Raw genomic sequence first — 26,092 nt, forward strand, 5'->3', positions numbered from 1 at the left:
GACCGTTTCCAGGAAACACTTCATGCCCGCATTCCGTTGTACTGCACGTGCCGTCCTGCCCGTGCTCGCTTTCTATAGCCTCAGCCCGTTGTCATTGGCCGTTGCCGAAACACTGCCCGCTGAAAACTCCACCCTCACCCTTGGCGCGGTCAACGTGACCAGTACCGAAAGCGGCCCGTTGGCCACCAGCAGCGTGCTCAGTTCGGTGGACATTCTGGGCGGCGATATTCTCGAAACAATGCCCGTGACCTACAGCTGGGAGCTGTTCAGTCGCGCGCCAGGGGTAATGCTGACCGAATTCAACCAGGGCACCACCTCGGGCAAACTGTCGTTTCGCGGCTTCAATGGCGAAGGCGAAGTGAACGCGGTCAAGTTGCTGATCGATGGCATCCCCAGCAATACCAACGACGGCAACATGCCCTTCATCGATTCGGTGTTCCCCATGGACATCGACACCATCGAAGTGGTGCGCGGTACCAGCGACCCCCGCTACGGCCTGAACAACATCGCCGGTAACGTCAACATCAACACCCGCACCGGCGGCAACTACAACAAGGCGCGCATGCGCTACGGCAGCTTCAACACCCGCGAGGTGCAACTGGCCAAGGGCATCGAGACCAGCAACTGGACACAGAACTACTTCTTCGGCCGCCAGCAGGTCGACGGCTATCGCGACCATGCCGACACCGAACGCTACAGTTTCGGCGGCAAGTGGTTCTATACCCCTGACGATGGCAGCTACCGCCTCGGTCTGATCGCCCGCCACTATGAATCCGAAGCCCAGGAAGCCGGTTACCTGACCGAAGACGATGCCCGCCATCACCCTCGCATGAGCAACGCCTACAACGCCACGGACAAGGGCACGCGGCGCATGAACCAGGTCAGCGTGCACTTCGACACCGACTTGGCCGACACCCTGTCCTGGTCGGCCAAGACCTACCTCAATACCTATGACGACCGTCGCTGGACGCAGTACTGGCGCACGAGTTCTCAGCAGGAACGCGACACTTACGAGGACCAATACGGTGCCATCACCTCGCTGACCTGGCGGCCACAGGTGGACTGGCTGCACGCCTTTGCGCTGGAAGGTGGCAGCGATGTGCAGAAGCAGCAGAACCGCAGCGAGCGCTATCGCACCGTGAAGCGGGTGCGTCAAGCCCAGACCCGCGACCAGGACTTCGACTTCAACACCGTCGGGGCCTACGTGCAGGCAGAGATCGAGCCGTTCGAATCGCTGAAGATCGTGCCGGCCTACCGGGTGGACAAGATCAGTGGCGACTTCACCAACAAGATGACCGGGCAGGACTACGACATCAACGACTATGGGCTGATCAAGCAGCCCAAGCTCAGCGTGGTCTACTCGCCTTGGCGCTTCGCCAGTGTCTACGCCAACTGGGGGCGCACCTTCCAGGTCGGTACCGGTGCGGCGGCCTACAAGGTGCCGCCGCGCAACGAAGACCTTGACCCGTCGATCAACGAGGGCTGGGAAACCGGCGTCAAGTTCACGCCTGCCAGCTGGATCGATGGCCGCGTGGCCTACTGGCGCCAGGACGCCACCGGTGAAGTCAGCCGTCGCCTCAACGACCCCAGCGGCGAGTCGGACAACGTCGGTGAAACCCGGCGCTGGGGCTACGACCTGCAGGTCAACCTGCACCCGAACGAACGCACCGAGATGTGGATGTCGTACTCCTGGCAATACTCGAAGATCCTTGAGCCCAGCAGCGCACTGCCCGACAGCAAAGGCAAGGAAATCGACCACGTGCCGCACCACCTGTGGAACACCGGCATCAGCTACCAGGCCACCCCTGCCCTGCAACTGAGCGCCTGGGCGAACGGCCAGACCAACTACTACCTGGAGCGTGAGAATACCCAGGGCACGTACGGCGGCTACGTACTGATGAACCTGGGCGCGACCTACAAGCTCAGCGAAACCATGAGCGTAGATCTGCAACTGAAAAATCTGACCAACCGCTATTACGAGTACGTCTGGTACGACCCCGATGGCGCCGACGCCTCGCTGCATTCGCCGGGTGACGGACGAGCGGTGTATGCAGGATTGACGCTAGACTTTTAACCTCAGGCAAACCAACCGGTCGGCGGGCTAACCGCTGACCGGCAATGGTTTGCTGAAAAGGACATCGAAACGATGCCAATTAATCTGGCCAGCGCGCCCCACTCGGGGTTGCTCCGATTCACTGAGCAGCGCGATGTTCATGCTCTCGCAAAGCTCACGAATATCGCGTTCAGCGTGGAACGTCATATGGTCGACCGATGACCAGCCGTGGCGAACACCAAAAAAATGACCGGCAAACACGCCGCCAGGACTCAACGAGCGCAGCACCAACTGCCAGAAATCTTCGAAGTGCAACGGATTGCAGAATGGAAGCGAGAGCCCGGCGTAAACGAGGCTTGACTGCGGCAACGCATGCAACTGTTCGAATGCCGCCAGCAGTGGCATGACGTCCCCATGGCTGGCGCCTTCACAACGCGCAGTCGTTCTGGTCAGTGCCTCTGGTTCACGATCCACCGCAAGCACGTGCCACCCAGCCTCTACCAACTGGCGCGTCTCGTTACCCGCCCCACAGCCCAAATCTATTGCCTGCCTTTTACCTGACAGCGCAGCAGCCATTTTCATTGCGCGGCTTAATAACCATGACGGTCCACGATCTTCGGTCTTCTTGTAGAACGTGCTCCAGCTTTCCATGCCACTGACACCCTCATCCATTGGTGCTCGAAGCCATGGTTACCGCCATGACGCCTGCTACAGACTTCAACACATGCCGTCGTAGCATGTTCATTCCTTCGATTGAAATTAGGATTTCCAGTCACCCGAACACCTTGAAGGTCTCGAGGATAATTGCTTTGCATAGTGAACGAAAGTGGGTCGAGGCCGGCATCTCTGCTGGGTCGCTTGCATCAAGGTTCACCGCCGCTTGCTGGTCGCTGATGCCGTTTCCCAATTTACCTGCGACGGCTGCCGCGCGCTGTGCAGCATATGCAGTGTTATCTTGCGCACCTCAGCCTTGCTGACTTCGATATGGGCGCGCAACAGCTGGCAAGCGACTTCGCAGCGCCGATGCAGGATGGCGTTCAAAATGGCGGCATGCTCCGCATAGGTGGCCTCGACCCTGGGACGCTGGGTGAAGTCCAGGCGCCGGATGATGCGGATTTTCTCGGTCACCTCGCGATGGATACGGGCCATTTCCCGATTCCCCGTAGCTGCCACCAGCTCACAGTGGAACGCCTCGTCCCACTCCGAGACAAGGCGACCGTCCTGCTGCCATTCGCTCTCGTCGACCAACCAGATACGCGTCAATTCGCCCAGCAGTTGCACAGGCTCCATAGCCATTTCGCACAGCCGCTTGACCGCCGCCAGTTCGAGCACGATACGCAAGTCGTAAAGCTCCTCGAAGCGTTCGAAGTCGAATGGCACCACCTGCCAGCCGCTGCGAAAATGCACTTCCAGGTACCCCTCGCGCTCCAGCCGATAGAGCGCCTGGCGAACGGGGGTGCGGCTGACCGACATGCGTGTGGCCACTTCACCTTCGCTGAAGCGGTCGCCCGGCAGCAGTCGAAACTCGAAGATGTCGTGCTTGAGCTGCTGATACAGCCGCTCGGCGAGGTTTTCAGGCCGCCCCCTGGCGGCCTTGGTCTCATGGGTGGACAGTTGCATTGCGCCTCCTCAGGCCACGGGGTCCAGCAACATCAAGGTATCACCGGGTGCCACGGCCTTGCCGGGCTGGCAGCGAACCGCGCGCACCGTGCCGCTCACCGGCGCCGTCACGGCCAGTTCCATCTTCATCGCTTCCACCACGATCAGCGGCGTGCCCGCCTCCACGGCCTGGCCGGGCTGGACCAGTACCTTCCAGACACTGCCGCACATTTCGGCGCTGACCACATGCGAGTCCAGGTCTTCCTCGGCGAGGTCCTGCTGCACAACCGGCGTGCCCACCTGCCCGTCGTCATCCTGCCAGCGTGCGACCTCGGCATCGAAGGCGCTTTTCTGATGAGCCTGGAAGACGCTGATATCGGCAGCATTGTTCTGAAGGAAGCGCTGGTACTCGGCAAAGTCGAATACATCCTCCTCGATGCGGATTTGCGCGCGCCCTTCACGGAACGCTTCACGAAACGCTTCCAGCTCTACTTCGCTGACCGGATAGAAGCGGATCTGGTCGAAGAAGTGCAACAGCCAGGGCTGGCCGTTCTTGAACTGGGCATTCTTGCCGAAGCGGTTCCAGATCGGCAACGTCCGCCCCACCAATTGGTAGCCGCCGGGGGAATCCATGCCATAGATGCACATGTACATACCGCCGATACCCACTGTCCCTTCGGCCGTGAAGGTCCGTGCCGGATTATATTTCGAGCTGAGCAGGCGATGCCTCGGATCCAGCGGCACCGCACAAGGTGCATCCAGATACACATCGCCCAGCCCCAGGATCAGGTAGCTGGCGTCGAACAGGATGTCACGCACCTGCTCGCGGCTGGCCAGGCCGTTGGCCCGCTGGATGAAGTCGACGTTGTTGGGCAACCACGGCGCCTCGCTGCGCACCGTCTCGCTGTAGCGCTGCACGGCGTTCAGGGTGGCGCTGTCCTCGAACGCCATCGGCAGGTGGATGATGCGGGTAGGCACTTTTACCTGGTCGACATCGGGCAAGGCGGCTTCCAGGGCCAGCAGATGCTCGATCAGCGAGCGTTGATGCAGCACCCGGCTGTTGTAGCGCACCTGCAACGAACGCACACCCGGCGCCAGCTCTTCCAAGCCGGGCAATGGACTGGCCTTGAGCGCCTCCATCAGCAGGTGCACGCGCAGGCGCAGGGCCAGGTCCAGCACGTTGTCGCCGTACTCCATCAGCACGTAGGCGTCGCCGGCCTGGCGGTAGGTCACGTGCGGTCGGTTGTCCATGGCGGGCAGCTCCGCCAGCACGGTGGCGGAAACCGTGTTGCCCGGCAGCAGGCTGGGCGCCGCCAGCGTGACGGCCGAGATGGCGGCCAACGACTCGATGCAGCCCAGCTGTGCCTGCTCCAGGCTCTGCGCCTGCTGGAAGCTGATAGGGTGGAAGCGCAGCTTGTCTCCAGGTTTTACCTGGCCGACCTTCCAAAGCTCCGCCTTGGCAATGGTCACCGGGCAGACGAAACCGCCCAGGCTCGGGCCGTCCTTGGCGAGGATCACCGGGAAATCGCCAGTGAAGTTGATCGCGCCGATGGCGTATTCACAGTCATGCACGTTGGAGGGGTGCAGGCCGGCCTCCCCGCCGTCGGCGCGGGCCCAGCTCGGTTTCGGGCCCGACAGCCGGATGCCCAGCCGGTTGGAGTTGTAGTGGACCTCCCACTGCGCGGCGAAGAACGTATCGATCGCGTCCTGGGTGAAAAAGTCCGGGGCACCGTGCGGGCCATAGAGCACACCGATATCCCAGGTCTGGCCATAGTGCGGGATCAGGCTGTCGTCCAGGGCCCGTGGCGGGCTCACCGGCGCCGGAGTGGTGCAGGCCGGCAATTGCGGCTGCGAGATGGCGAGCATGTCGGTGGGGCGTAACGTGCGTCCGGCGTGGCCGCCGAACTGGCCGAGGGCGAAGGTGGAACGGCTGCCAAGGTACACCGGCACATCCAGGCCATTGCGTACCGCCAGGTAGCTGCGACAGCCCGACTGCGCGCGCCCGAGCTTCAGCACCTGCCCGGCCTTGACGCTGATCGGGGCCCAGTACGGCATGTGCTCGCCGTCCAGATGCGCCGGGCAATCGGCGCCGGCCAGGGCGATCAAGCAGTCGCTGTGGAAACGCAGGGTCGGCCCCTGCAGGGTGAACTCAAGTCCCGCCGCACTCGCATGGTTACCGACGATCCGGTTGGCCAGGCGGAAGGCGAAGTCATCCATCGGGCCGGAAGGCGGCACGCCGATGTCCCAGTAGCCCAGGCGGCCGGGGTAGTCCTGCACGCTCGAGTAGGTCCCCGGCTCCAGCACCTCGATGACCTGGGGCCGGTACTCGAAGGTATCGAGCAACCGCGTCCACACCTCGCCATTGCGCAGGCGCGCGTCGGCGACTACCTGGCGCAGGTAGTCGAGGTTGGTGGAAATACCGTGCAGCCGCGTGGATGCCAGGGCGTCCTGCATCTTCGCGATAGCCTCGGCCCGGTCTGGGGCATGCACGATCAGCTTGGCGATCATCGGATCGTAAAACGGCGAGACTTCGCTGCCGCTGCTGACCCAACTGTCGATCCGCACGCCCTCGGGGAAATGCACGTCGGTGAGCAACCCCGGACTTGGCTGGAAGTTCCTCAGCGGGTCTTCGGCGTAGATACGCACCTCGATGGCCGCGCCCTCGGGCGCCCGATCCAACGCCGACCAATCGATGCTGTCGCCTGCGGCAACCCGCAACATGCACTCGATCAGGTCAAGGCCGGTGACCATCTCGGTGACCGGGTGCTCGACCTGCAAGCGGGTGTTGACCTCGAGAAAATAGAAGTCATCGCGCGCCGCGTCGTAGATGAACTCGACCGTGCCGGCACTGCGATAGCGGACCGACTCGCCCAGTTGAACGGCAGCGGCGTGCAGGCGTTCGCGGGTGGCCTGCGGTAGGTTGGGCGCCGGGGTTTCCTCCAGGACTTTCTGGTTGCGCCGTTGCAGCGAGCAATCGCGTTCGCCAAGCGCCACCACGCGGCCATGGCCATCGCCGAAGATCTGCACTTCGACATGCCGGGCACGGTCGACGAAACGCTCCAGGAACACACCGGCGTCACTGAAGAACTGCTCGCCCATGCGCTTGACGCTTTCATAGGCACTGCTCAAGGCGGCGGCGTCCGCGCAGCGTGTGAGGCCGATGCCTCCACCGCCAGCGGTGGTCTTCAGCATCACCGGGTAGCCGATGTGGTCGGCGGCGGCCAGGGCCTCCTCAAGGCTTTGCAGCAACCCGGTGCCCGGCGCCATCGGCACCTGGGCATCGGCTGCCAGCTCACGCGCCCGGTGCTTGAGGCCGAACTCGCGGATCTGCTCGCCGGTCGGGCCGATGAAGGCGATGCCAGCGGCTTCGCAGGCGTCGGCGAACGCTGCGCTTTCGGAGAGAAAGCCATAACCAGGGTAAATGGCCTGGGCACCGGTTTGGCGAGCAGCGGCCAGGATCTTGTCGACGCGCAGGTAGCTGTCGGCGGGCTTGTCGCCGCCCAGGGCGATGGCGATGTCAGCATCGCGCACGTGCTGGGCGTTGCGGTCTGGGTCGGCATAGACAGCGACGCTTTTCACCCCGAGACGTTTGAGGGTGCGGATGGCGCGAACGGCGATCTCACCGCGGTTGGCAATCAGTACGGTATCGAACATGGTGTTTTCCTCAAGCAGGTGTGCGGCTGGCGATGAAGGCGCGCCACCCGCCAAAGGCGGTGATGTCTTCGGCGCTTTCCAGCGCCAGGGGCTCGCAGATGAATCCCTTGACCCAGCGGCCGTCGGCCAGCTGGAGATTGCCGATGCCTAACGGCGGCGGAATCTCCGCGACGAACTCGCCGAAGCGCGCAAGCGGTATGTCCCACAGCTCGACGATGATCGAGGCGCCTTCGCTGGCCCTGGCCAACCCGGGCTTGGGCGGCACCGAACCCGGTAGCGCGTAGAGGCGATAGTCGGGGGCGGTCAGGGTCTGCTCCACCAGGACAGCGTTGCGGTTGCGCAGCTGGAAGTTCAGGGGCATCCCGGTCAGGTGTGCGCCGACCACGGCAACGCGGACGCTGCCAGGGGATTGCTTGGGTTTCGCCAGGGCGGGAAGTGGCCGTCCGGTGCTGCCCAGTGGCTGGGCGAATGCCGCCTGCAAGCGCTTGCCGAGCGAAGCCAGTGCATGATCGTGCCAAGCCGGCGCCAGCAGCGTGATACCTACCGGCAGGCCGTCCTGACGCATGCTGGCAGGCAGGGCCAACGCGCTCAGGTCGGCGAGGTTGGTGAAGTTGGTGTAGGTCCCGAACTGGCTGTTGAAGAGGATCGGCTCGGCCTTCATTTCCTCGAGCGTGCGCAGCGTGGGTGACGTCGGTACCAGCAGTGCGTCGAAACCTGCCAATGCCTGGTTGATCGCCCTGCTCAGTTCGGCCCGCAGATACTCGGCGCGGTAGACATCACGGGCATCGTACTTCAGGCCATTCTCGACGATGCTGCGTACGACCGGGTCGATGGCCTGCGGCGAGGCTTCCAGCATGGATGTCAGCGCCACGGTCCGCTCTGCCACCCAGGGGCCCTGGTAAAGCTGCTCCGCCAAATCGCGAAACGGTGTGAAATCGACAGGCACCAGTTCCACGCCCCATTCGCGCAGCTGGTGAAGCGTCTGCTCGAAGACCGCCTGGTTCTGCCGGTCGCCAAAGAACTCTAGTGTGTCGGGGATCGCCAGGCGTGGCGTGCCGCCGATCGCCACTGGCGCCGTCGCCGGGTTGCTACGCGAGTAGGCATCGGCTGCATCGTAGCCCCCGGCGATTTCAGCGACGCATTCGGCATCGTCGACCGTCAGGGCGAACACCGACACGCAATCCAGGGTCCGGCAGGCAGGCACCACGCCGAGGGTGGAGAGCCAGCCCTTGGTCGGCTTGAGGCCAACGATGTTGTTGAAGCCTGCCGGGACACGCCCGGAGCCAGCGGTGTCGGTGCCCAGCGAAAATGCCACCAGCCCTCGCGCCACCACGGACGCGGACCCAGAGCTGGAACCACCGCTGACGTAGTCGGCGTTGAATGCATTGGGAACCGCGCCGAACGGCGAGCGGGTCCCCACCAGCCCAGTGGCGAACTGGTCAAGGTTGGTCTTGCCGATCAGTACCGCGCCGGCCGCCTGCAAACGGCTGACGACTGTGGCGTCCTGCTCGGCCAGGTAGGCAAATGCCGGGCAGGCGGCGCTGGTTTGCCAACCGGCCACATCGATGTTGTCCTTGACCGCGAAGGGAACACCGTAGAGAGGCAATTTGCCGAGATCGCCCTGAACCGCCGCCAACTGTTCAGCCAGTGTGGCAAGGCGGCGCGAAAGCTGTTCGGCGGACGCGAGGGTGATCCATGCCGAGTCTGTGCCCTGGAACTGCTGCAGCAGCTCGAAAAGCATGTCCAGGTTCAGGGCATCGTGGCGGTAGGCATGCTGCCAGTCGCGGACGGTCCAACCGAGGGTGGGCATTGCAAGCGTTGGCATGGGGAACTCCATCTTGTATCCAAGTTTGAATTCCTCCTGAGCAACGATCGGGCCATATCTCCACAGCCCTTTGGATTCGCCGAGTGCACAGTCCTGACACGCTTCTGTGGCCGGTATGGTTTGCCGCGACTTGGTGCATCGATGGGCCGAGTGATGCATGAATGTGCGCCTGGGCATGCCGCAACGCCCCTACCCCGTCGACCGATGGCCAGGCATTTCGGGATTTTTCAGCTAGGGTCTCATGCACAGGGAAAGTCACTCGATTCACACCAAGGAGCTCGAGATGATCAAGGGAATCACTGCTGCCACCATCGCGCTCACCACGCTGATGAGCGTGTCACTGGTACATGGCGAAGGTGATATCGCCGATGGCGTCCGCCACGATGTCCGAGCAGTGGACAAAGGGGCGGAGCACGACGCCAAGGCGGTCGACAAGGGCGCCAAGCACCTCGACAAAGAGCGTCACAAGGAAGACAAGCATGTCGACAAGGAGGCCAAGAAACACCTGTAAGCGCTGATTGCGTCCACTACTGGACTGCCACACGAAAGGGATTTGGTTTCGCCAAGGTGTTCGGTGAGCCGTCGGTGGATCAGGCCATCGCCTTCGAAGAAAGCATGGTCCCCAGCCATAGCCATGACCGTGGTGACGCCAGCGCCAACGATGAAGACGAGGAAGAGGTGAGCCGCGCAGTACAGAGCACTGTCGGGCTGTTCACCGGCATCGTGATCTACAGTGTCTCCATCAGCGGCATCCTCGCGCTGGTTTTCGCCTTCGCCATGGGGCGCATGGGCGACCTGAAAATCGGTCCCCATGGCCTGGCGGCGATACTTGCGTTGCTGGCATTCATCAGCGTGATCCTGATACCGGCCCTGAAGTACCCAACCAACCCACCCGCGGTCGGTGACCCGGAAACCATCGGCCAGCGCACCAAGCTGTTCTTCCTGATGCTGGTGGTGTCGATTGCCGCGATGGTGGTGGCGGTCAATCTGTTCGCAAACTGCTGGCCCGCCACGGTGGCTAGACCTCGGCCGTGCTGGCCATTGCGCTGTATGTAGTGATCATGGCGGTGGCCGCCAAGCTGTTCCCGACCATCGGGAGTTCTCGGCCTCGTTGCTGTTGAATTTCCGTATCGCTTCACTTGGCATCCACCTGGTGCTGTGGACGGTGCTTGGCGTGGTGTTTGGCTGGCTGGCCCAAGGGCCGGTGCTAGTGCCTCGTAAACGGCACACCGCCCGACTGCAGTCCTGAAACGCTGCCTCGAAAGATAAAAAGTCGCTCGGTGCATACACCGAGCGTCTTTTTCATTCAGGGCTGGCCACGATACCGTGCAGTACCCCGCTGCCGCGGCAGAACAAGGTCAGGATTCAGGCCGGGCTGAACTCGGCGAGGTTGCAATACTGCCCCTTGAAGTACAGCAATGGCTGGGCAGCCGCCGCTTCCTGCAAGTTCAGCGCTTTCACCTCGCCAATCACGATCAGATGGTCACCGGCGGCGTGTTCGGCGTGAATCTCGCAATCGAGCCAATGCAAGCTGCCTGCGATGATTGGGTTGCCCAGCGGCGAGGCCTGCCAGTCGACACCCTGCCACTTATCCGTGCCGCGCCGTGCGAACTGGTTGGAAATCCCGACCTGCTCACCCGACAGGATATTGACCGCGAAGCGGCCGGCCTTGCGAATCCCGGGGTAGCTGGCCGAATTGGACATGACGCTGAATGACACCAGCGGCGGGTTCATCGACACGCTGTAGAACGACTGGCAGGTAAAGCCGAGCGGCTCGCCATCACAGTGCGAGGTGATCACCGTGATGCCGGAGGCGTAGTGCCCGAGCGCTTCGCGAAAGCGCAGTGGCTCGATGGCAGTACTGAAGAGCGACATAGTAGATCCTGGATATGGGGTGCGACCCGTCAGCAATAGGAAAGGGCCGAAGCTGCGCGCCCCGCCCTTCCACCTCGCGCTCAGCCTTACTTCGCGAGCTCTCGTCGCACGATCTCTGCACCTGCGCTCAACGCATTCAACTTGCCGCGTGCCACGGCACGCGGCAACGGCGCCATGCCGCAGTTGGTGCACGGGTAGAGCTTGTCGGCATCCACGAACTGAAGCGCTTTACGCAGGGTATTGGCCACTTCCTCCGGGGTTTCGATGGCGTGGTTGGCCACGTCGATGGCTCCAACCATCACCTTCTTGCCGCGGATCAGATCGATCAGCTCCATCGGAACGTGGGAGTTGTGGCACTCCAGCGAGACGATGTCGATCTTGGATTTCTGCAGTTTGGGGAAGGCCTCCTCATACTGGCGCCACTCCGAACCCAGGGTCTTCTTCCAGTCGGTATTGGCCTTGATGCCATAGCCATAGCAGATGTGCACGGCCGTTTCGCATTTGAGGCCTTCGATGGCCCGCTCCAGGGTGGCAACGCCCCATTCGTTCACCTCGTCGAAGAACACGTTGAAGGCCGGTTCGTCGAACTGGATGATGTCAACGCCGGCAGCCTCAAGCTCGCGGGCTTCCTCGTTGAGGATCTTGGCGAATTCCCAGGCCAGCTTTTCGCGGCTTTTATAGTGCGCGTCATACAGCGTATCGATCATCGTCATGGGGCCTGGCAGCGCCCATTTGATCGGCTGCGAGGTTTGCTGACGCAGGAACTTGGCGTCTTCGACGAACACCGGCTTACGGCGCGCAACGGCACCCACTACGGTCGGCACGCTGGCATCGTAGCGATCACGAATACGCACGGTTTCGCGCTTCTCGAAATCAACGCCGTCGAGGTGTTCGATGAAGGTGGTGACGAAGTGCTGGCGAGTTTGCTCACCGTCGCTGACGATGTCGATACCGGCATGTTGCTGTTCTTGCAGCGACAGACGCAACGCATCCTGCTTGCCCTCGATCAGCGCCTCGTCTTGCAGCTTCCAGGGCGACCAGAGGGTTTCCGGCTGTGCCAGCCAGGACGGTTTGGGCAGGCTGCCGGCAGTCGAAGTGGGGAGTAGTTTTTTCATGACCCAAGGCCTTGTGTATTCGATCGATCAAACAGCGTAATGAGCGGACCATTGCTGCAGCACAGCGTGGTACGGCTTGATAAATTGTTCTTCGGCAAACTTGCCTTGCTCTATGGCCAGACGGCTGCGCTCTTCGCGGTCGTAGACAATTCGAGTCAACGAGTAGTCCTGGTGCTTCAGGCTGGGCTGATAGGACTTGCCTGCCGCCGAGTTCGCGTTGTAGATCTCGGGGCGGTAGATCTTCTGGAAGGTGTCCATCGTGCTGATGGTGCTGATCAGTTCCAGGTTGGTGTAATAACCCAGCAAGTCGCCGGCAAAATAGAACGCCAACGGCGCGACGCTGTTCGGCGGCATGAAGTAGCGCACCTTCAGGCCCATCTTGGCGAAGTACTCATCGGTCAATGAGTACTCATCCTGCTGGTATTCATAACCCAGGACCGGGTGCTGATTTTCAGTGCGATGGTAGGTCTTGCTGCTCGAAACGCTCAGGCAGATGACCGGCAGTTTGTTGAAATGCTCCCTGAAAGTGCTCGAGTTCACGAAGCACTTGAACAGTTTCCCGTGCAGTTCGCCAAATGCCTGCGGCGTGCTGAAGCCGGACTGCCCCTTGTTGTGGTCCAGCAACAGCACGCTGAAGTCATAGTCCCGCACGTACGAGGAGAAATTGTTCCCGACAATGCCTTCGATGCGCTCGTGGGTCTTGTGATCGACAATGCTGGTTTTCAGGATTTCAATCAACGGCAAGGCATCGCCCGTCTGTTCATCCGCGATCTTCATCTCGACGGAAACGATATCGAGCTCTACCGAATAACGGTCACCCTTGGGGTTGTCCCAATGCGCTAGGGCATTGAAGCGATTGTCGATCATCGCCAGCGTGTTACGCAGGTTTTGCTGACGGCTCTCGCCCCTGGCCAGGTTGGCAAAGTTGGTGGTGATGCGCGTGTTGTCCGCAGGTCGATAGTCTTCGTCGAAACGAATACTACTAATCGCGAAGGTAAATTCTTTATTCATTGTGACCCGGTACCCTCATTCCCGAAGTAGATCCTGAAAAGTCTTCCGGCTTGCCCGGCTTCGAAGGAAAAATTCAATGGGGGGATTGTCAGCAGATGAACACCTTGAGGAAAGCTCATTTATTTTAAGCTGATCTTTAGTTTTCCTCATAATCGTTCTAAGACACCTGCTCACGATCGACGCTGCCCGCGCTGGAATGCGGCCTCTGAAAACGCGTATGCTCGCGGGCTTGAGAGAAAATGTCGGCGATGACGATCAACTGAAAACGGTAGCCGAGGACATTTTCGATGGCCTGCTGGCGGCGTTCGCAAGTGAGGAAGCTCAAAATGGTTGATACTCCCTCCGCTGTGAGCACACAGCCACCTTCGCAAGACACCCGGCAGCCGGTCAGTTTGTATGAAGCCTTCCTGTTCTGGCTCAAGTTGGGATTCATCAGTTTCGGCGGGCCCGCCGGGCAGATCTCGATCATGCATCAGGAGCTGGTCGAGCGCCGGCGCTGGATCAGCGAGAAGCGGTTCTTGCATGCGCTGAATTACTGCATGTTGTTGCCCGGCCCTGAGGCTCAGCAGCTGGCCACCTACATCGGCTGGCTCATGCACCGCTCCTGGGGCGGGGTGATTGCCGGCGCGTTGTTCGTATTGCCTTCACTGTTCATCCTGATCGGTCTGTCCTGGGTCTATATCGCCTTCGGTGAGGTCCCGGTAGTGGCAGGGATCTTCTATGGCATCAAGCCGGCGGTCACGGCAATCGTCGTCCACGCAGCCCACCGGATCGGTTCGCGCGCGTTGAAGCATGGCTGGTTATGGGCCATGGCCGGAGCCTCGTTCGTTGCCATCTTCGCCCTCAACGTGCCGTTCCCGCTGATCGTGCTGATGGCCGCGATCATCGGTTATGTGGGAGGCCGCCTTGCCCCAGCCCAGTTCGTGATCGGTGGCGGTCACGGAACCGCAAAGCATAACCATGGCCCGGCACTGATCGATGACGACACCCCGGCTCCCACGCACGCCCGATTCCGTTGGGGCCACCTGTTGCGCCTGCTTGTGGTCGGTGCCGCACTCTGGGTCCTGCCCATGGGGCTGCTGACGCTGTCGTTTGGCTGGGGCGCAACCCTGCCACAGATGGGCTGGTTCTTCACCAAGGCCGCACTGCTGACCTTTGGTGGTGCCTACGCGGTGCTGCCCTATGTCTACCAGGGCGCTGTCGGACACTACGGCTGGCTGACGCCGACCCAGATGATCGATGGCCTCGCCTTGGGAGAAACGACGCCGGGACCACTGATCATGGTGGTCGCCTTTGTCGGTTTCGTTGGGGGCTACGTGCATCCCATGTTCGGTACCGAGCACCCGTTTCTCGCCGGTGCGGTCGCGGCGAGCCTGGTCACCTGGTTCACGTTCCTGCCATCATTCCTCTTCATCCTCGCCGGTGGCCCGTTGGTGGAGTCGACGCACAACGAGATGAAGTTCACCGCACCACTGACCGGCATCACCGCAGCGGTCGTGGGCGTGATCCTGAACCTGGCCCTGTTCTTTGGCTACCACGTGCTTTGGCCAAAGGGTTTCAGTGGGGCATTCGACTGGCCCTCAGCGGTGATCGCGTTTGCTGCGGCAGTCGCCTTGTTCCGCTTCAAGCGGGGGGTGATTCAGGTGCTGTTTGCCTGCGCCGTGGCCGGGCTGGCTGTTCATCTGCTGCGGGCTTGATTCATGCTATCGCTCGGGAGGAAGCGTTCGCCCCCTCGCAGTCATCGCGGACCACCGCCCCCTTGAGCCCCCCTTTACATCTCGACCTGGGTCCCCAGCTCGATCACCCTGTTCAGCGGCAGCTTGAAATACCGCAAGTTGCTGTTGGCGTTCTTCAACAAGAAGGCGAACAAGTGCTCGCGCCACTTGGCCATGCCGATCCGCTTGGTCGGCACCACGGTTTCCCGGCTCAGGAAGTAGGTGGTGCGCATGGGGCTGAAGTCCAGCTCGGCCGTGCTGCTATGGCTGAGCGCCAGGGGCACGTCAGGCTCCTCCATGAAGCCGAAGTGCAGGTTGACCCTGAAGAAGCCCTGGCCGAACGCCTCGACCTCGAAGCGCTTGTCCTGCGTCACCCGCGGCGAATCCTCCGACACCACCGTCAGCAGCACCACCTGCTCGTGCAGCACCTGGTTGTGCAGCAGGTTGTGCAACAGCGCGTGAGGCACCGCATCGGAGCGGGCGGTGAGGAACACCGCCGTGCCCTGCACGCGATGAGGCGGCTGCGCCTGCACACTGGCGATGAACAAGGGCAGCGGCAAGGCGGTTTCATCCAGGCGTTCGACGATGATGCTGCGCCCGCGCTTCCAGGTGGTCATCAGCACGAACAGCGCCAGGCCGGCGATCACCGGGAAGGCGCCGCCCTGCAGGATCTTCGGCGCGTTGGCGGCGAAGTACAGGCCGTCCACCAGCAGGAAGCCCAGCAGCAAGGGGATGGCCAGCCAGCGCGGGGCCTTCCATAGCAACAGCACCACCGCCGAGGCCAGCAGCGTGGTGATCAGCATGGTGCCGGTCACCGCGACGCCGTAGGCTGCCGCCAGGGCGCTGGACGACTCGAAACCGACCACCAGCAACACCACGCCGACCATCAGCGCCCAGTTGACCATGCCAATATAGATCTGGCCCTGCTCTTCGCTGGAGGTGTGCTGGATGAACATGCGCGGCACATAGCCCAGCTGGATGGCCTGGCGGGTCAGCGAGAAAGCGCCGGAGATCACCGCCTGTGAGGCAATGATGGTGGCCAGGGTGGCCAGCGCGACCATCGGCAGCAGCGCCCACTCCGGGGCCAGCAGGTAGAACGGGTTGCGCACCGCCGCCGGGTTGTCGAGGATCAGCGCGCCCTGGCCGAAATAGTTCAGCACCAGACCCGGCAACACCAGGATGAACCAGGCGCGGGAAATCGGCTTGCGGCCGAAGTGTCCCATGTCGGCGTAGAGCGCCTCGGCACCGGTCAAGGCCAGCACCACGGCGCCCAGGATCGCCACGCCGATGCCCGGATGAGCCACGAAGAAGTGCGCCGCCCAGGACGGGTTCAGCGCCTGCAGCACCTCGGGCCGCTGCACGATGCCATGGATGCCGAGCGCCCCCAGCACCACGAACCACAGCACCATCACCGGCCCGAACAGTATGCCGATGCGCGCCGTGCCGTGCTTCTGGATGATGAACAGCCCGACCAGGACCACCACCGCCAGGGGCACTACCCAGTGCTCGATGCCATCGATGCCCAGTTGCAGGCCTTCCACCGCCGACAGCACGGAGATCGCCGGGGTGATCATGCTGTCGCCGTAGAACAGCGCTGCGCCGAACAGCCCCAGCAGCACCAGCACCTTGCTCAGCCGCGGATAAGGACGTGCCGCCCGCCTGGCCAGCGCGGTCAGCGCCATGATCCCGCCCTCGCCCTGGTTGCTGGCGCGCAGGATGAACAGGACGTATTTCACCGACACCACCCAGATCAGCGACCAGAACACCAGCGACAGGATGCCCAGCACTCCCTCTAGGTTGGCCTGCACGCCGAAATGGCCGGAGAACACCTCCTTGAGTGTGTACAGGGGACTGGTGCCGATGTCGCCATAGACGACCCCGACGGCGGCGACCAGCAGGCCGACGCCTGTGCTCTTGTTGGCGTGGGACGGGTTTTCAACGATTGCGGATTGGCTCACAGGTAACGTCTCGTCAGTATTGCGTAAACACTGAATGCGGGCAGGCAGGCGGGGGACAGAAAAAGCCGCGCCAGTATCTTCTCAACCTGCAAAGGCCGGCATAAAGAAAGCGTAAAAAAACGCCATTGCCCGATGAACGCTCGACCTCGGAGGAAGAGCGCTGGCCACCTTGCGCGCTGTCGGCCAAGGCTCTTTTTTTCGTCTGGGTGCATCCAAATCGCGTGCTGGTGGGTACTCACCTCAGGGCAACACCTGAATGCCCTGCCATGTCCCTACCAGGAGATCGCTCGATGAACATCGCACACGTTTCGTTCCTGCCCGCCTGCGGCCTCGCCCTGGCCATGCTGCTGTCGACCGCCCACGCCCAGACTGGGGTCCCCGATGCCGTCAAGGTGCCGGACGGCCACAAGGTAGCGCTGGAAACCGTCGGTGTCGGCGAGATCACCTACGAATGCCGCGACAAGCCCGATGCCCCTGGCCAAACCGAATGGACCTTCGTCGGCCCGAAGGCCGTGCTCAAGGACCGGACCGGCAAGGCCGTGGGCGACTACTTCGGCCCGCCCGCCACCTGGCAGGCCAAGGACGGCTCGAAGATCACCGGCACGCAGCTGGCCATCGCCCCGGCGGCCAAGGGTGACCTGCCGTACCAGCTGGTCAAGGCCAATCCCGCCGAGGGCAAGGGCGCCATGAGCGGCGTCAGCTTCGTCCAGCGCCTGGCCACCCGTGGCGGTGTCGCCCCGCAGACCGCCTGCACGGCGCAGAACAAGGGCGAGAAGCAGATCGTCAAGTACCAGGCCGACTACATCTTCTGGGCCGCCAACTGAGGGCCTGTGCGCAAGGCGCGCCAGCAACCTTGAGCTACGCTCATCGACAGTCCCCGGCCGACCGGCCGGGGCTCCCGATAGCATGAGGATCGGCCCGACCTTGAACCTGCCCACGACGCCATTCGACTACGAGCGCTGTCTCCAGGCCTGTGCCAGGGGCGATCGCGGCGCCCTGCAGGCGCTTTACGACCAGGAGGGTGCCCGGCTGCTCGGCGTGGCCCGGCGCATCGCCCGCGACCACGCCACCGCCGAGGACATCGTCCATGACGCCTTCATCCGCATCTGGACCCGCGCGGACAGCTTCGATCCGGCACGTGGCTCGGCGCGTGGCTGGGTGTACAGCCTGACCCGGCACCTGGCCTTGAACTTCGTGCGCGATACCCGCCGTGAGGTCGTGCTCGACGATGCCGATATCGCGCCTTATCACGAAGACATGATCATGCAAGCCGATTCGCCGAGGATTGACCGCTGCCTCGACCAGCTCGACACCGCGCCGCGCCGCTGCATCCTGCATGCCTACGTCGACGGCTGCAGCCATGCCGAGATCGCCCGCTTGCTCGACACCCCGCTGGGCACGGTCAAGTCGTGGATAAAACGCAGCCTCAAGGCGCTGCGGGAGTGCATGGGATGAACAACGAGCCGGGTAGCAAAAGCACCGATGATCTCGAGCAACTGGCCGGCGAGTATGTGCTGGGCACGTTGTCGGCCGAGCAGCAGGATAGCGTGCTCAGGCGCCTGGATAGCGACCGTGCACTGCGTGACGCCGTGGACGCCTGGGAGCAGCGGCTGCTGGGGTTGAACGCGCTGGCCGCGCCCCTGCCGCCCAGTCCCAGACTGTGGCAACGGATCAACCGTAGCCTGGGCGACTGCCCTGCCCAGCCCACATGGTGGCGACGCCTGGGGCTGTGGCAAGGGCTGGCCGCTGCCAGCCTTGCAGCCAGCTTGTTGCTGGGTGTTGCACTGCTGACGGTTCAGTCGCCTGCCACCACCTATATGGTCGTGCTGGTGGCACCCGCCACCCAGGCACCTGGCTGGGTAGTCCAGGCCCGTGGAACTGACAAGGTCCAGTTGATTCCCTTGGGCAAGTCCGAGGTCCCCGGAGATAAGGTCCTGCAGTTCTGGACCAAGGGTGAACAATGGCCAGCACCCATCTCGCTCGGGCTGATCAAGCCCGGGGAGCAGGTCACCGTGCCGCTGGAGCGCCTGCCTGCGGTTGAGCCCAACCAGTTGTTCGAGCTGACCCTGGAGAATGTGGGTGGCTCTGCCAGCGGACTTCCGACCGGGCCTGTGCAGTTCATCGGACGGGCGGTCAAAGTGCTCTGAGGGGCAGGCCTTTCAAGGTGATGGGAATTGGCGTCCAGCTGGCTGGCAGTGACTAATGTGTAGCCCTTTACCAAGGGCGGTCAATACTTCCCTGTACAGGCGAGCGTGTCACTGATGACGCAAGCCGCGAGGAGGTGCGAGATGAACAAACTATCAATCGTGGGTGCCGGTATCGTCGGTGAGGCAGCGGCCCAGGTCATCGCCCGGGAAGCCCTCTGCCGTGAACTGGCGCTGATCGACGTCCAGGGCGAGCTGGCGCAGGGCAAGGCGCTGGATGTCTGGCAGGCGGCGGTGGAGTCAGGCTCTGATACCAAGGTGCACGGCGGGTCGGATGCCCGGTTGCTGCAGGGTTGCGACCTGGTGGTGATCACTGCGGGCGTGCCGCGCAAGCCTGGCCAGTCGCGCCAGGATGTCCTGGCCACCAACCTGCCGATACTCGATGGCATCATGCGCGATGTGAAACAGCATGCGCCGAGCGCGACGGTGCTGGTGGTGTCGAACCCGGTCGACGTGCTTACCTATCGGGCCTGGAGCCTCAGTGGCCTGAGCCGCAACAAGGTGTTCGGCCAGGCTGGGGTGCTGGATACCGCGCGCATGAAGTGTTTCATTGCCGAGCAGACCGGGTTTTCGGCACGGGATATCACGGCGCTGGTCCTGGGCGGGCACGGCGACAGCATGGTACCGTTGATGCGCTATTGCACGGTCGGTGCGGTGCCGCTGGCGCACTTGCTGTCCAGTGAGCAGATCGAGCAGATCGTTGAGCGTACCCGCAAAGGTGGCGGCGAGATCCTTGCCCTGAAGAAGGTCGGCAGCGCCTGCGATGCGCCGGGCGTGGCGATTGCGCAAATGGTGGATGCGATTGCCAACGGGCGCAGCCGCATCCTGCCGGCGGTCGCGATTCTCGAGGGCGAGTACGGGCGCACGGATATTGCCATGGGGGTTCCCTGCGTGCTCTCGGACGCAGGTATCACGCAGGTGATCGAACTGCCGCTGGATGCGCAGGAGCAGGCGATGTTCGACCGCTCTGCGGATCAAGTGGCGCGGGATATTGCACAGATGAAAGCGCTGTAGGTAGCCGTTACAGGTCCAGGGCGCCCCTGAGCAGAGCATCGAGCACGCCGGGCGCCTGCGGATCGCGCTCATCCAGCAGACACATCGGAATCCCCTGCAACACCCCCTGCGAAGCTCCCAACCCCTCCCCCACCAAGGCCAGCGGGCAAGGGATCTCCATCTGCAACGAACGCAGCCGTTTCGCCAAGGCCGCGCTTACCGGCCCCTGCACCGCGACCACCAGCACCGCGGGCTGGATTGCTCCGCACACCAACGCCAGCTCCTCAAGCGGCTGGCCACACCCCAGCACTTCAATGCGTTGCCGTCGATCGCTCAGCAGCAGGCCGGCACACAGCAACTGCAGGTCGGCCAGGCCCTCGGCGCCGGCCAGCAGCACCCGTGGCGCTTCGGCCTGGTTCATATGCAGGCGCAGTAGCAGCCGGGCGCGCAGGAAGGTGTCCAGGAACAGCCACTGGCTGCGCTCGCCGAAAGACTCGCCCTCGGCCAGCTCACGCCACACCGGCATGAACACCTCATGCATCACCGTGGCCTTGGGTAGCAGCGTGAACAGCTGCCCATGAATGCCTTCCAGCGCCTGCGCGTCGAATGCCTTGGTGGCCCGAACAACGGCCAGCCGCCAGTCGTGGAGGGCATCGTCCTGCGCGGGGTGCGCCTCTGGCTGGCCGGCGAGCAGCCCGCCGACCTTGCTGATGGGCACGCCGTTGCCGGTCCAGCGCAGGATGTCGCGAATGCGCTGGACATCCCGGGCCGTGTAGAGCCGGTGGCCGCCTTCGGTGCGCTGTGGGCTGATCAGGCCATGGCGGCGCTCCCAGGCCCGCAATGTCACGGGGTTGATGCCGGTCAGGCTGACCACGTCGCGCATGGGCAGCAAGTCGAAGGAAGGGGTGTCGGTCATGGCCAGGGTTCAAATGGATGTGAGCACATTCTAAACCCATGGGCACCTGTTGCGGCGAGCCTGCTTGGGTCATCATGGTCGGCAAACGCGCCCGAGGCTCTCGCACGGTAGCTACGCTGCGCATTTGCATCCACGTTCCGACAGGTGAGCTCCATGATCAACGCGAAACTCCTGCAACTGATGGTCGAACAGTCCAACGATGGCATCGTCGTCGCCGAGCAGGAGGGCAACGACAGCATTCTTATCTATGTCAACCCGGCGTTTGAACGGCTCACCGGCTATACCACGGACGATATCCTCTACCAGGACTGCCGGTTTCTCCAGGGCGCCGACCATGACCAGCCGAGCGTCGCCGCCATCGCGCAGGCGATCCGCGCCGGTCGCCCATGCCGCCAGGTGCTGCGCAACTACCGCAAGGATGGCAGCCCGTTCTGGAACGAGCTGTCGATCACCCCGGTACGCAATGAAGCCGACCAGTTGACCTACTACATCGGTATCCAGCGCGATGTCACCGCCCAGGTGGCCGCCGAGGAGAAAGTACGTGAACTGGAGGCGGAGGTTGCGCGCCTGCGCCAGGCGCTGGAGGCGACGGGACGCTGATTGAAAAAGCTGTACAAGATAGTTGTATTTGTACAATTTTAGTCCTAGGCTTCAGTCATACCTGTACAACTTGCCATCGTTGTACAGGATTGCCCGGAGCCGCGTATGTCAGACTACCTGCTGCAGTTCGCCCATCACTTTGCCCGCTTGCAGGCAGGCAATCTTGATTCGCTGGAAAACCTGTACAGCGAAGACATCCGCTTTCGCGACCCGCTGCACCAGATCGATGGCCTGCCGGCACTGCAGGCGTACTTCGCCCAGCTCTACGCCAACGTCCACGATATCCGCTATGCCTTCACCGGCGCCGACGAGGTCCGGCCCGGACAGGGCTACCTGCGCTGGACCCTGCACTTTAGACATCCGCGCCTCGCCAGTGGCCGTGCCATCAGTCTGCAAGGCTGCAGCCACCTGCAATGGCAGCAGCGGGTACAGGTTCACCAGGATTACTTCGACGCTGGCGCGCTGCTGTATGAACATGTCCCGGTCATGGGCGGCGCCATTCGCTGGCTCAAGGGCCGGCTGGCATGAGCCGCTACTGGCTGACCGGCGCCAGCAGTGGCATCGGCGCCGCATTGGCTGTGCAATTGCTGGAACAAGGGCACCGGGTGGCCTTGGGCGGCCGCTGCGCCGAACGCCTGGCGCCCCTGGTCGCACGCTTTCCCGAGCAGGCACTGGTGGCTCTTGGCGACATCGAAGACCGTGAACGGCTGGCATTGATCGCCGACGAACTGCAGCAGACCTGGGGCGCGCTGGACGGGGTCATCCTCAACGCCGGGACCTGCGAATATCTGGAGCCAGGTCGATTCGACCCTGACCTGGTCGAACGTGTGATGCGCATCAACCTGCTGGGCCTGTGCCATTGCCTGGCCGCCGCCCTGCCCTTGCTGCGCCGTGGCGAACGCCCGCATGTGGTGGTGATGGGCAGCTCGGTGGCCTGGCTAGCCCTGCCCCGCGCCGGTGCCTATGGCGCGTCCAAGGCCGCCGTGCGTTACCTGGTCGAATCGCTGCGTCTCGACCTGGCCAACGAAGGCATCGATGTCACCCTGATCAGCCCCGGCTTCGTCGACACGCCTCTGACCCGGCGTAACGACTTCCCCATGCCCCAGCGCTGGACGGCGCAACGCGCCGCCCGCCATATCGCCCGGCGCCTGCCCGGGCGGCCACTGGAAATCAACTTCCCCGCTGCGTTCACCTTGGCCCTGCGCCTGCTCGGCGCGCTGCCGCCGCGTTGGCGCCTGGCGCTGGGTCGACGCCTGGCAAGACGGCCACAGGAATAGCCCAACATGCGTATCGCGATCATAGGCAGCGGCATCGCCGGCCTGACCTGCGCCCACCTGCTGTCGCGCCGCCACGAAGTCACGGTGTTCGAGGCCGACGACTGGATCGGTGGCCACACCCATACCGTCGAAGTGCCCTGGCACGGCGAGCGCCATGCGGTGGATACCGGTTTCATCGTGTTCAACGACTGGACCTACCCGAACTTCATCCGCCTGCTCGACCAGCTCGGCGTTGCCTCGCGACCGACCCAGATGAGCTTCTCGGTGCATGACCCGAGCAGTGGCCTCGAATACAACGGCCACGACCTCGACACCCTGTTCGCGCAACGGCGCAACCTGGTGTCGCCGGGGTTCTGGGGCATGCTGCGCGACATCCTGCGTTTCAACCGCCAGGCCCTGGCCGACCTGGACCGCGGGCGAATAGACCCTTCCACCACCTTGGGCGGCTATCTCCAGGCACAGGGCTATGGCCGGCGCTTCGTCGAGCACTACATCGTGCCGATGGGCTCGGCGATCTGGTCGATGTCACGGGCGGACATGCTCGGTTTTCCCTTGCAGTTCTTCGTGCGCTTTTGCCGCAACCATGGACTGCTGTCGGTGAACCGACGTCCGCAGTGGCGGGTCGTCGAAGGTGGTTCGCACAGCTATGTCGCACCGCTGTGCCGGCCGTTCGCCGAGCGCATCCGCCTGGCGTGCAAGGTCGACCGGGTGAGCCGCGACGAAGGCGGTGTCACCCTGTTCAGCAAGGCCGGTAGCGAGCGCTTCGACAACGTGGTGTTCGCCTGCCACAGCGACCAGGCCCTGGCCTTGCTGGAGGCGCCCAGCGCCCAGGAGCGCGCGGTGCTCGGGGCCATCACCTACGCCAGCAACGACGTGCTGCTGCACACCGACACCCGCCTGCTGCCGCGCCGGCGCAAGGCCTGGGCCAGCTGGAACTACCGCCTGGGCGGCCCCGAACAGGCTCCGGCAGCGCTGACCTACAACATGAACATACTGCAGGGCATCCAGGCCCCGGTGACCTTCTGTGTCAGCCTCAACCAGACCGCTCAGGTAGACCCGACGCAGATCATCGCCCGTAACCAGTACGCCCACCCCCAGTACAGCCTCGCCGCCACCGCCGCACAGGCCCGCCAGGCCGAACTGCAGGGCCAGCGCCACAGCTACTACTGCGGCGCCTACTGGGGCAACGGCTTTCACGAGGACGGCGTGGTGAGTGCGCTCAAGGTCGCCGAACACTTCGGAGAGCAACTGTGAACAGCAGCCTGTGCCCGGGCTGGGTCAGCCATCGGCGCCTGGGGCCCCGCCCGCATGCCTTCCGCTACCGGATCGGTATGTTCTACCTGGACCTTGACGAGCAGGCCTGGCTGCTGGGCCTGTCGCGCTGGATAGGCCACGGGCGATTGGCCCCGTTGAGCTGGCGCGAGACCGACTACCTGCCGGCGCTGACCGGCACCGGCGAGCCGCTGGCCCAGGCCGCCCGCCGGGTGGTCGGCCAAGCCACCGGCCAGATTCCCGAGGGCCCGGTGCGTCTGCTGACCCAACTGCGCAGTTGGGGACTGTCGTTCAACCCGGTGAGCCTGTACTTCTGCCATGACCGTAACGAACAACTGGCGGCGATCCTGCTGGAAGTGCGCAATACGCCATGGCGCGAGCGCTTCCACTATGTACTGCCGGTGCGGGACGGTCTAGACCAGCCATTCGTCATGGCCAAGGCCTTCCACGTCTCGCCCTTCCTGCCAATGGCCATGGACTACCACCTGCGTTTCCATCTGGATGCGCAACGGATTCACGTACACATGGAGAACTGGCGAGACGGTCAGAAAGTCTTCGAAGCCGACCTCGCCGTGCGGCGCCAGCCGCTGGGCCGCGCCGCGCTGCACCGATACCTGCTGTCCTTCCCCTGGATGAGCCTGCGCACCGTCTCGGCCATCTATTGGCAAGCCCTGCGCCTGTTGCTCAAGCGCATCCCCATTCACGACCACACCGCCAGCCAGGGCGCCCTGGCGCTTGGCCACCGCTGCGAGGAGCCCGATCATGTCGAACCCCACCCTTAGCGTCAGCAAATCCGCAGGCCTCACCCCCCTGTTGGGTGGGCTGGCCCGCAGCGCGGTGCTGGCGCAACTGGGCAAGCTGCGCCACGGCCACCTGCGACTGCGCGAGCGGGGACAGCAATGGAGCTTCGGCGACGCCGGCAGCCCGTTGCTGGCCGAAGTGGAGATCCTTGAAGGCGCGGCCTGGAACCTGGTGGCCGGCAACGGTTCGATCGGTGCCGGCGAAGCCTACATCCACGGCTACTGGCACAGCCCGGACCTGGCGGCCGTGACCCGCCTGTTCGTGGCCAACCTGGAGGTGCTGGACGCCCTGGAAGGTGGCCTGGCACGCCTGGGTCGCCCCCTGCTGCGCCTGCTGCATCGCCTGAACCGCAACACCCGGCGCGGCGCCAAACGCAATATCCTGGCCCACTACGACCTGGGCAACGTCCTGTTCGAACACCTGCTCGACCCGACCATGATGTACTCGGCGGCCCGCTTCGAACACCCCGAGCAACCCCTGGAGCACGCCCAGTTGAACAAGCTGGAGCAGATCTGCCGCAAGCTCGAACTGGGTGCGCAGGATCACCTGCTGGAGATCGGCAGCGGCTGGGGCAGCCTGGCGATCCACGCCGCGACCCGACACGGTTGCCGGGTCACCACCACGACGCTCTCCGAAGCCCAGTATGCGTTCACCCTCCAGCGCGTCCAGGCATTGGGGCTGGAACACCGTGTAACGGTGTTGCGCCAGGACTATCGCGACCTGCAGGGAACTTTCGACAAACTGGTCTCGATCGAGATGATCGAAGCCGTTGGCCACCGTTTCCTGCCCGTGTACTTTCGCCAGTGCGCCGCGCTGCTCAAACCTGACGGGCTGATGCTCCTGCAGGCCATCACCATCCGCGACCAGCGCTATGCCCAGGCCCGGCGCTCGGTGGACTTCATCCAGCGCTACATCTTCCCCGGCGGCGCCCTGCCGTCGCTGAGCGTGCTGCTCGACACCGCCAGCCGCCAGACAGGGCTGAACCTCGTGCACCTGGAGGACTTCGGCCTGGACTATGCACGCACCCTGCGTCATTGGCGCGACAACCTGCGCCAGGCACGTGGTGAGCTGGCGGCGCTCGGCTACGACGACATGTTCCAGCGACTGTGGGAGTACTACTTGTGCTACTGCCAGGGCGGATTCGAGGAACGCGCCATCGGCGTCGCCCAGTTGCTGTGGGCCGGCCCCCTGGCTCGGCGCGCCCCGTTGCCTGGGCACTGACCC

25 protein-coding genes are annotated in these 26,092 nt (G+C 63.4%); 15 read left to right on the forward strand and 10 right to left on the reverse strand.

The features are described from left to right. Positions 1 to 22: 22 nt before the first annotated feature. Positions 23 to 2,074 (forward strand): TonB-dependent receptor, encoded by a 2,052-nt coding sequence (locus AC25M7_RS04590; RefSeq protein ID WP_486970775.1) that lies wholly within the window; start codon positions 23 to 25, stop codon positions 2,072 to 2,074. A gap of 27 nt (positions 2,075 to 2,101) precedes the next feature. Here AC25M7_RS04590 and AC25M7_RS04595 read toward each other — a convergent pair whose 3' ends face one another. From AC25M7_RS04595 to atzF, 4 genes are all read right to left on the reverse strand, one after another. Further along, the gene (locus AC25M7_RS04595; protein ID WP_207852634.1) at positions 2,102 to 2,704 is read right to left on the reverse strand and encodes a class I SAM-dependent methyltransferase; all 603 of its coding nucleotides are present in this window, start codon (positions 2,702 to 2,704) and stop codon (positions 2,102 to 2,104) included. Between the two features lie 219 nt (positions 2,705 to 2,923). Continuing rightward, a complete protein-coding gene (locus AC25M7_RS04600) occupies positions 2,924 to 3,673 on the reverse strand; it encodes a GntR family transcriptional regulator (protein ID WP_207852636.1) in 750 nt (249 codons plus the stop codon). A 9-nt stretch (positions 3,674 to 3,682) separates the two neighbouring features. Then, positions 3,683 to 7,306 (reverse strand): urea carboxylase, encoded by a 3,624-nt coding sequence (gene uca / locus AC25M7_RS04605; protein ID WP_486970776.1) that lies wholly within the window; start codon positions 7,304 to 7,306, stop codon positions 3,683 to 3,685. A 10-nt stretch (positions 7,307 to 7,316) separates the two neighbouring features. Beyond that, complete coding sequence (gene atzF / locus AC25M7_RS04610; protein WP_207852640.1) at positions 7,317 to 9,131, reverse strand: allophanate hydrolase; 1,815 nt, start codon at positions 9,129 to 9,131, stop codon at positions 7,317 to 7,319. A 328-nt stretch (positions 9,132 to 9,459) separates the two neighbouring features. On the opposite strand from atzF, the gene AC25M7_RS04615 reads away from it, so the two are divergent. From AC25M7_RS04615 to AC25M7_RS04625, 3 genes are all read left to right on the forward strand, one after another. Continuing rightward, a complete protein-coding gene (locus AC25M7_RS04615) occupies positions 9,460 to 9,642 on the forward strand; it encodes a hypothetical protein (protein ID WP_241411109.1) in 183 nt (60 codons plus the stop codon). A gap of 74 nt (positions 9,643 to 9,716) precedes the next feature. Further along, entirely contained in the window at positions 9,717 to 10,187 is a 471-nt protein-coding gene (locus AC25M7_RS04620) for a CbtA family protein (protein ID WP_345894094.1), read from the forward strand. Positions 10,188 to 10,248: 61 nt separating this feature from the next. Further along, positions 10,249 to 10,380, forward strand: coding sequence for a hypothetical protein (locus AC25M7_RS04625; RefSeq protein WP_486970839.1), 132 nt, complete (start codon positions 10,249 to 10,251; stop codon positions 10,378 to 10,380). Positions 10,381 to 10,496: 116 nt separating this feature from the next. Here the strand turns inward: AC25M7_RS04625 and AC25M7_RS04630 are convergent, their stop codons facing one another. The 4 genes from AC25M7_RS04630 to AC25M7_RS04645 all read right to left on the reverse strand — a co-directional run bounded on the left by AC25M7_RS04630 (position 10,497) and on the right by AC25M7_RS04645 (position 13,457). Further along, positions 10,497 to 11,006 carry a flavin reductase family protein gene (locus AC25M7_RS04630; RefSeq protein WP_062364400.1) on the reverse strand — a complete coding sequence of 170 codons (510 nt, stop codon included), beginning with the start codon at positions 11,004 to 11,006 and terminating at the stop codon, positions 10,497 to 10,499. A gap of 86 nt (positions 11,007 to 11,092) precedes the next feature. Further along, positions 11,093 to 12,121, reverse strand: a complete 1,029-nt coding sequence (locus AC25M7_RS04635) for a methionine synthase (RefSeq protein ID WP_486970777.1) — start codon at positions 12,119 to 12,121, stop codon at positions 11,093 to 11,095. A gap of 27 nt (positions 12,122 to 12,148) precedes the next feature. Beyond that, positions 12,149 to 13,132, reverse strand: coding sequence for a DUF1852 domain-containing protein (locus AC25M7_RS04640; protein ID WP_486970778.1), 984 nt, complete (start codon positions 13,130 to 13,132; stop codon positions 12,149 to 12,151). 157 nt (positions 13,133 to 13,289) lie between these two features. Beyond that, positions 13,290 to 13,457 (reverse strand): hypothetical protein, encoded by a 168-nt coding sequence (locus AC25M7_RS04645; RefSeq protein WP_155952661.1) that lies wholly within the window; start codon positions 13,455 to 13,457, stop codon positions 13,290 to 13,292. A 1-nt stretch (position 13,458) separates the two neighbouring features. On the opposite strand from AC25M7_RS04645, the gene chrA reads away from it, so the two are divergent. After that, positions 13,459 to 14,829, forward strand: a complete 1,371-nt coding sequence (gene chrA / locus AC25M7_RS04650) for a chromate efflux transporter (RefSeq protein ID WP_197866050.1) — start codon at positions 13,459 to 13,461, stop codon at positions 14,827 to 14,829. Positions 14,830 to 14,903: 74 nt separating this feature from the next. Here chrA and AC25M7_RS04655 read toward each other — a convergent pair whose 3' ends face one another. Further along, positions 14,904 to 16,805: a potassium transporter Kup gene (locus AC25M7_RS04655; RefSeq protein WP_028689306.1), complete on the reverse strand. Its 1,902-nt coding sequence runs from the start codon at positions 16,803 to 16,805 to the stop codon at positions 14,904 to 14,906. A gap of 290 nt (positions 16,806 to 17,095) precedes the next feature. Between AC25M7_RS04655 and AC25M7_RS04660 the strand changes: the two genes are divergently transcribed. The 4 genes from AC25M7_RS04660 to AC25M7_RS04675 all read left to right on the forward strand — a co-directional run bounded on the left by AC25M7_RS04660 (position 17,096) and on the right by AC25M7_RS04675 (position 20,023). Beyond that, positions 17,096 to 17,629: a DUF3455 domain-containing protein gene (locus tag AC25M7_RS04660; protein ID WP_028689305.1), complete on the forward strand. Its 534-nt coding sequence runs from the start codon at positions 17,096 to 17,098 to the stop codon at positions 17,627 to 17,629. A 100-nt stretch (positions 17,630 to 17,729) separates the two neighbouring features. After that, positions 17,730 to 18,260, forward strand: a complete 531-nt coding sequence (locus AC25M7_RS04665) for a sigma-70 family RNA polymerase sigma factor (RefSeq protein ID WP_028689304.1) — start codon at positions 17,730 to 17,732, stop codon at positions 18,258 to 18,260. Further along, positions 18,257 to 18,952, forward strand: a complete 696-nt coding sequence (locus AC25M7_RS04670) for an anti-sigma factor (RefSeq protein WP_197866049.1) — start codon at positions 18,257 to 18,259, stop codon at positions 18,950 to 18,952. Before AC25M7_RS04665 ends, AC25M7_RS04670 begins: the two co-directional genes overlap by 4 nt. 141 nt (positions 18,953 to 19,093) lie before the next feature. Beyond that, the gene (locus AC25M7_RS04675) at positions 19,094 to 20,023 is read left to right on the forward strand and encodes a malate dehydrogenase (RefSeq protein ID WP_028689302.1); all 930 of its coding nucleotides are present in this window, start codon (positions 19,094 to 19,096) and stop codon (positions 20,021 to 20,023) included. A gap of 7 nt (positions 20,024 to 20,030) precedes the next feature. On the opposite strand, the gene AC25M7_RS04680 is transcribed toward AC25M7_RS04675, so the two are convergent. Continuing rightward, positions 20,031 to 20,918 carry a MerR family transcriptional regulator gene (locus tag AC25M7_RS04680; RefSeq protein ID WP_062364415.1) on the reverse strand — a complete coding sequence of 296 codons (888 nt, stop codon included), beginning with the start codon at positions 20,916 to 20,918 and terminating at the stop codon, positions 20,031 to 20,033. Positions 20,919 to 21,071: 153 nt separating this feature from the next. Between AC25M7_RS04680 and AC25M7_RS04685 the strand changes: the two genes are divergently transcribed. From AC25M7_RS04685 to AC25M7_RS04710, 6 genes are all read left to right on the forward strand, one after another. Continuing rightward, entirely contained in the window at positions 21,072 to 21,518 is a 447-nt protein-coding gene (locus tag AC25M7_RS04685) for a PAS sensor domain-containing protein (RefSeq protein WP_028689300.1), read from the forward strand. Positions 21,519 to 21,623: 105 nt separating this feature from the next. Then, positions 21,624 to 22,046 carry a nuclear transport factor 2 family protein gene (locus AC25M7_RS04690; RefSeq protein WP_062364418.1) on the forward strand — a complete coding sequence of 141 codons (423 nt, stop codon included), beginning with the start codon at positions 21,624 to 21,626 and terminating at the stop codon, positions 22,044 to 22,046. Beyond that, complete coding sequence (locus tag AC25M7_RS04695; protein ID WP_236179406.1) at positions 22,043 to 22,795, forward strand: SDR family NAD(P)-dependent oxidoreductase; 753 nt, start codon at positions 22,043 to 22,045, stop codon at positions 22,793 to 22,795. The genes AC25M7_RS04690 and AC25M7_RS04695 overlap by 4 nt, the downstream gene beginning before the upstream one ends. Positions 22,796 to 22,801: 6 nt before the next feature. After that, on the forward strand, positions 22,802 to 24,049 hold the full coding sequence (locus AC25M7_RS04700) for an NAD(P)/FAD-dependent oxidoreductase (protein WP_486970779.1): 1,248 nt from the start codon (positions 22,802 to 22,804) through the stop codon (positions 24,047 to 24,049). Then, positions 24,046 to 24,849: a DUF1365 domain-containing protein gene (locus AC25M7_RS04705; protein WP_062364425.1), complete on the forward strand. Its 804-nt coding sequence runs from the start codon at positions 24,046 to 24,048 to the stop codon at positions 24,847 to 24,849. Before AC25M7_RS04700 ends, AC25M7_RS04705 begins: the two co-directional genes overlap by 4 nt. Continuing rightward, positions 24,830 to 26,089 carry an SAM-dependent methyltransferase gene (locus AC25M7_RS04710; RefSeq protein ID WP_241410966.1) on the forward strand — a complete coding sequence of 420 codons (1,260 nt, stop codon included), beginning with the start codon at positions 24,830 to 24,832 and terminating at the stop codon, positions 26,087 to 26,089. Before AC25M7_RS04705 ends, AC25M7_RS04710 begins: the two co-directional genes overlap by 20 nt. Positions 26,090 to 26,092 lie beyond the last annotated feature (3 nt).

It is taken from the genome of Pseudomonas sp. P106(2024), assembly GCF_057480815.1.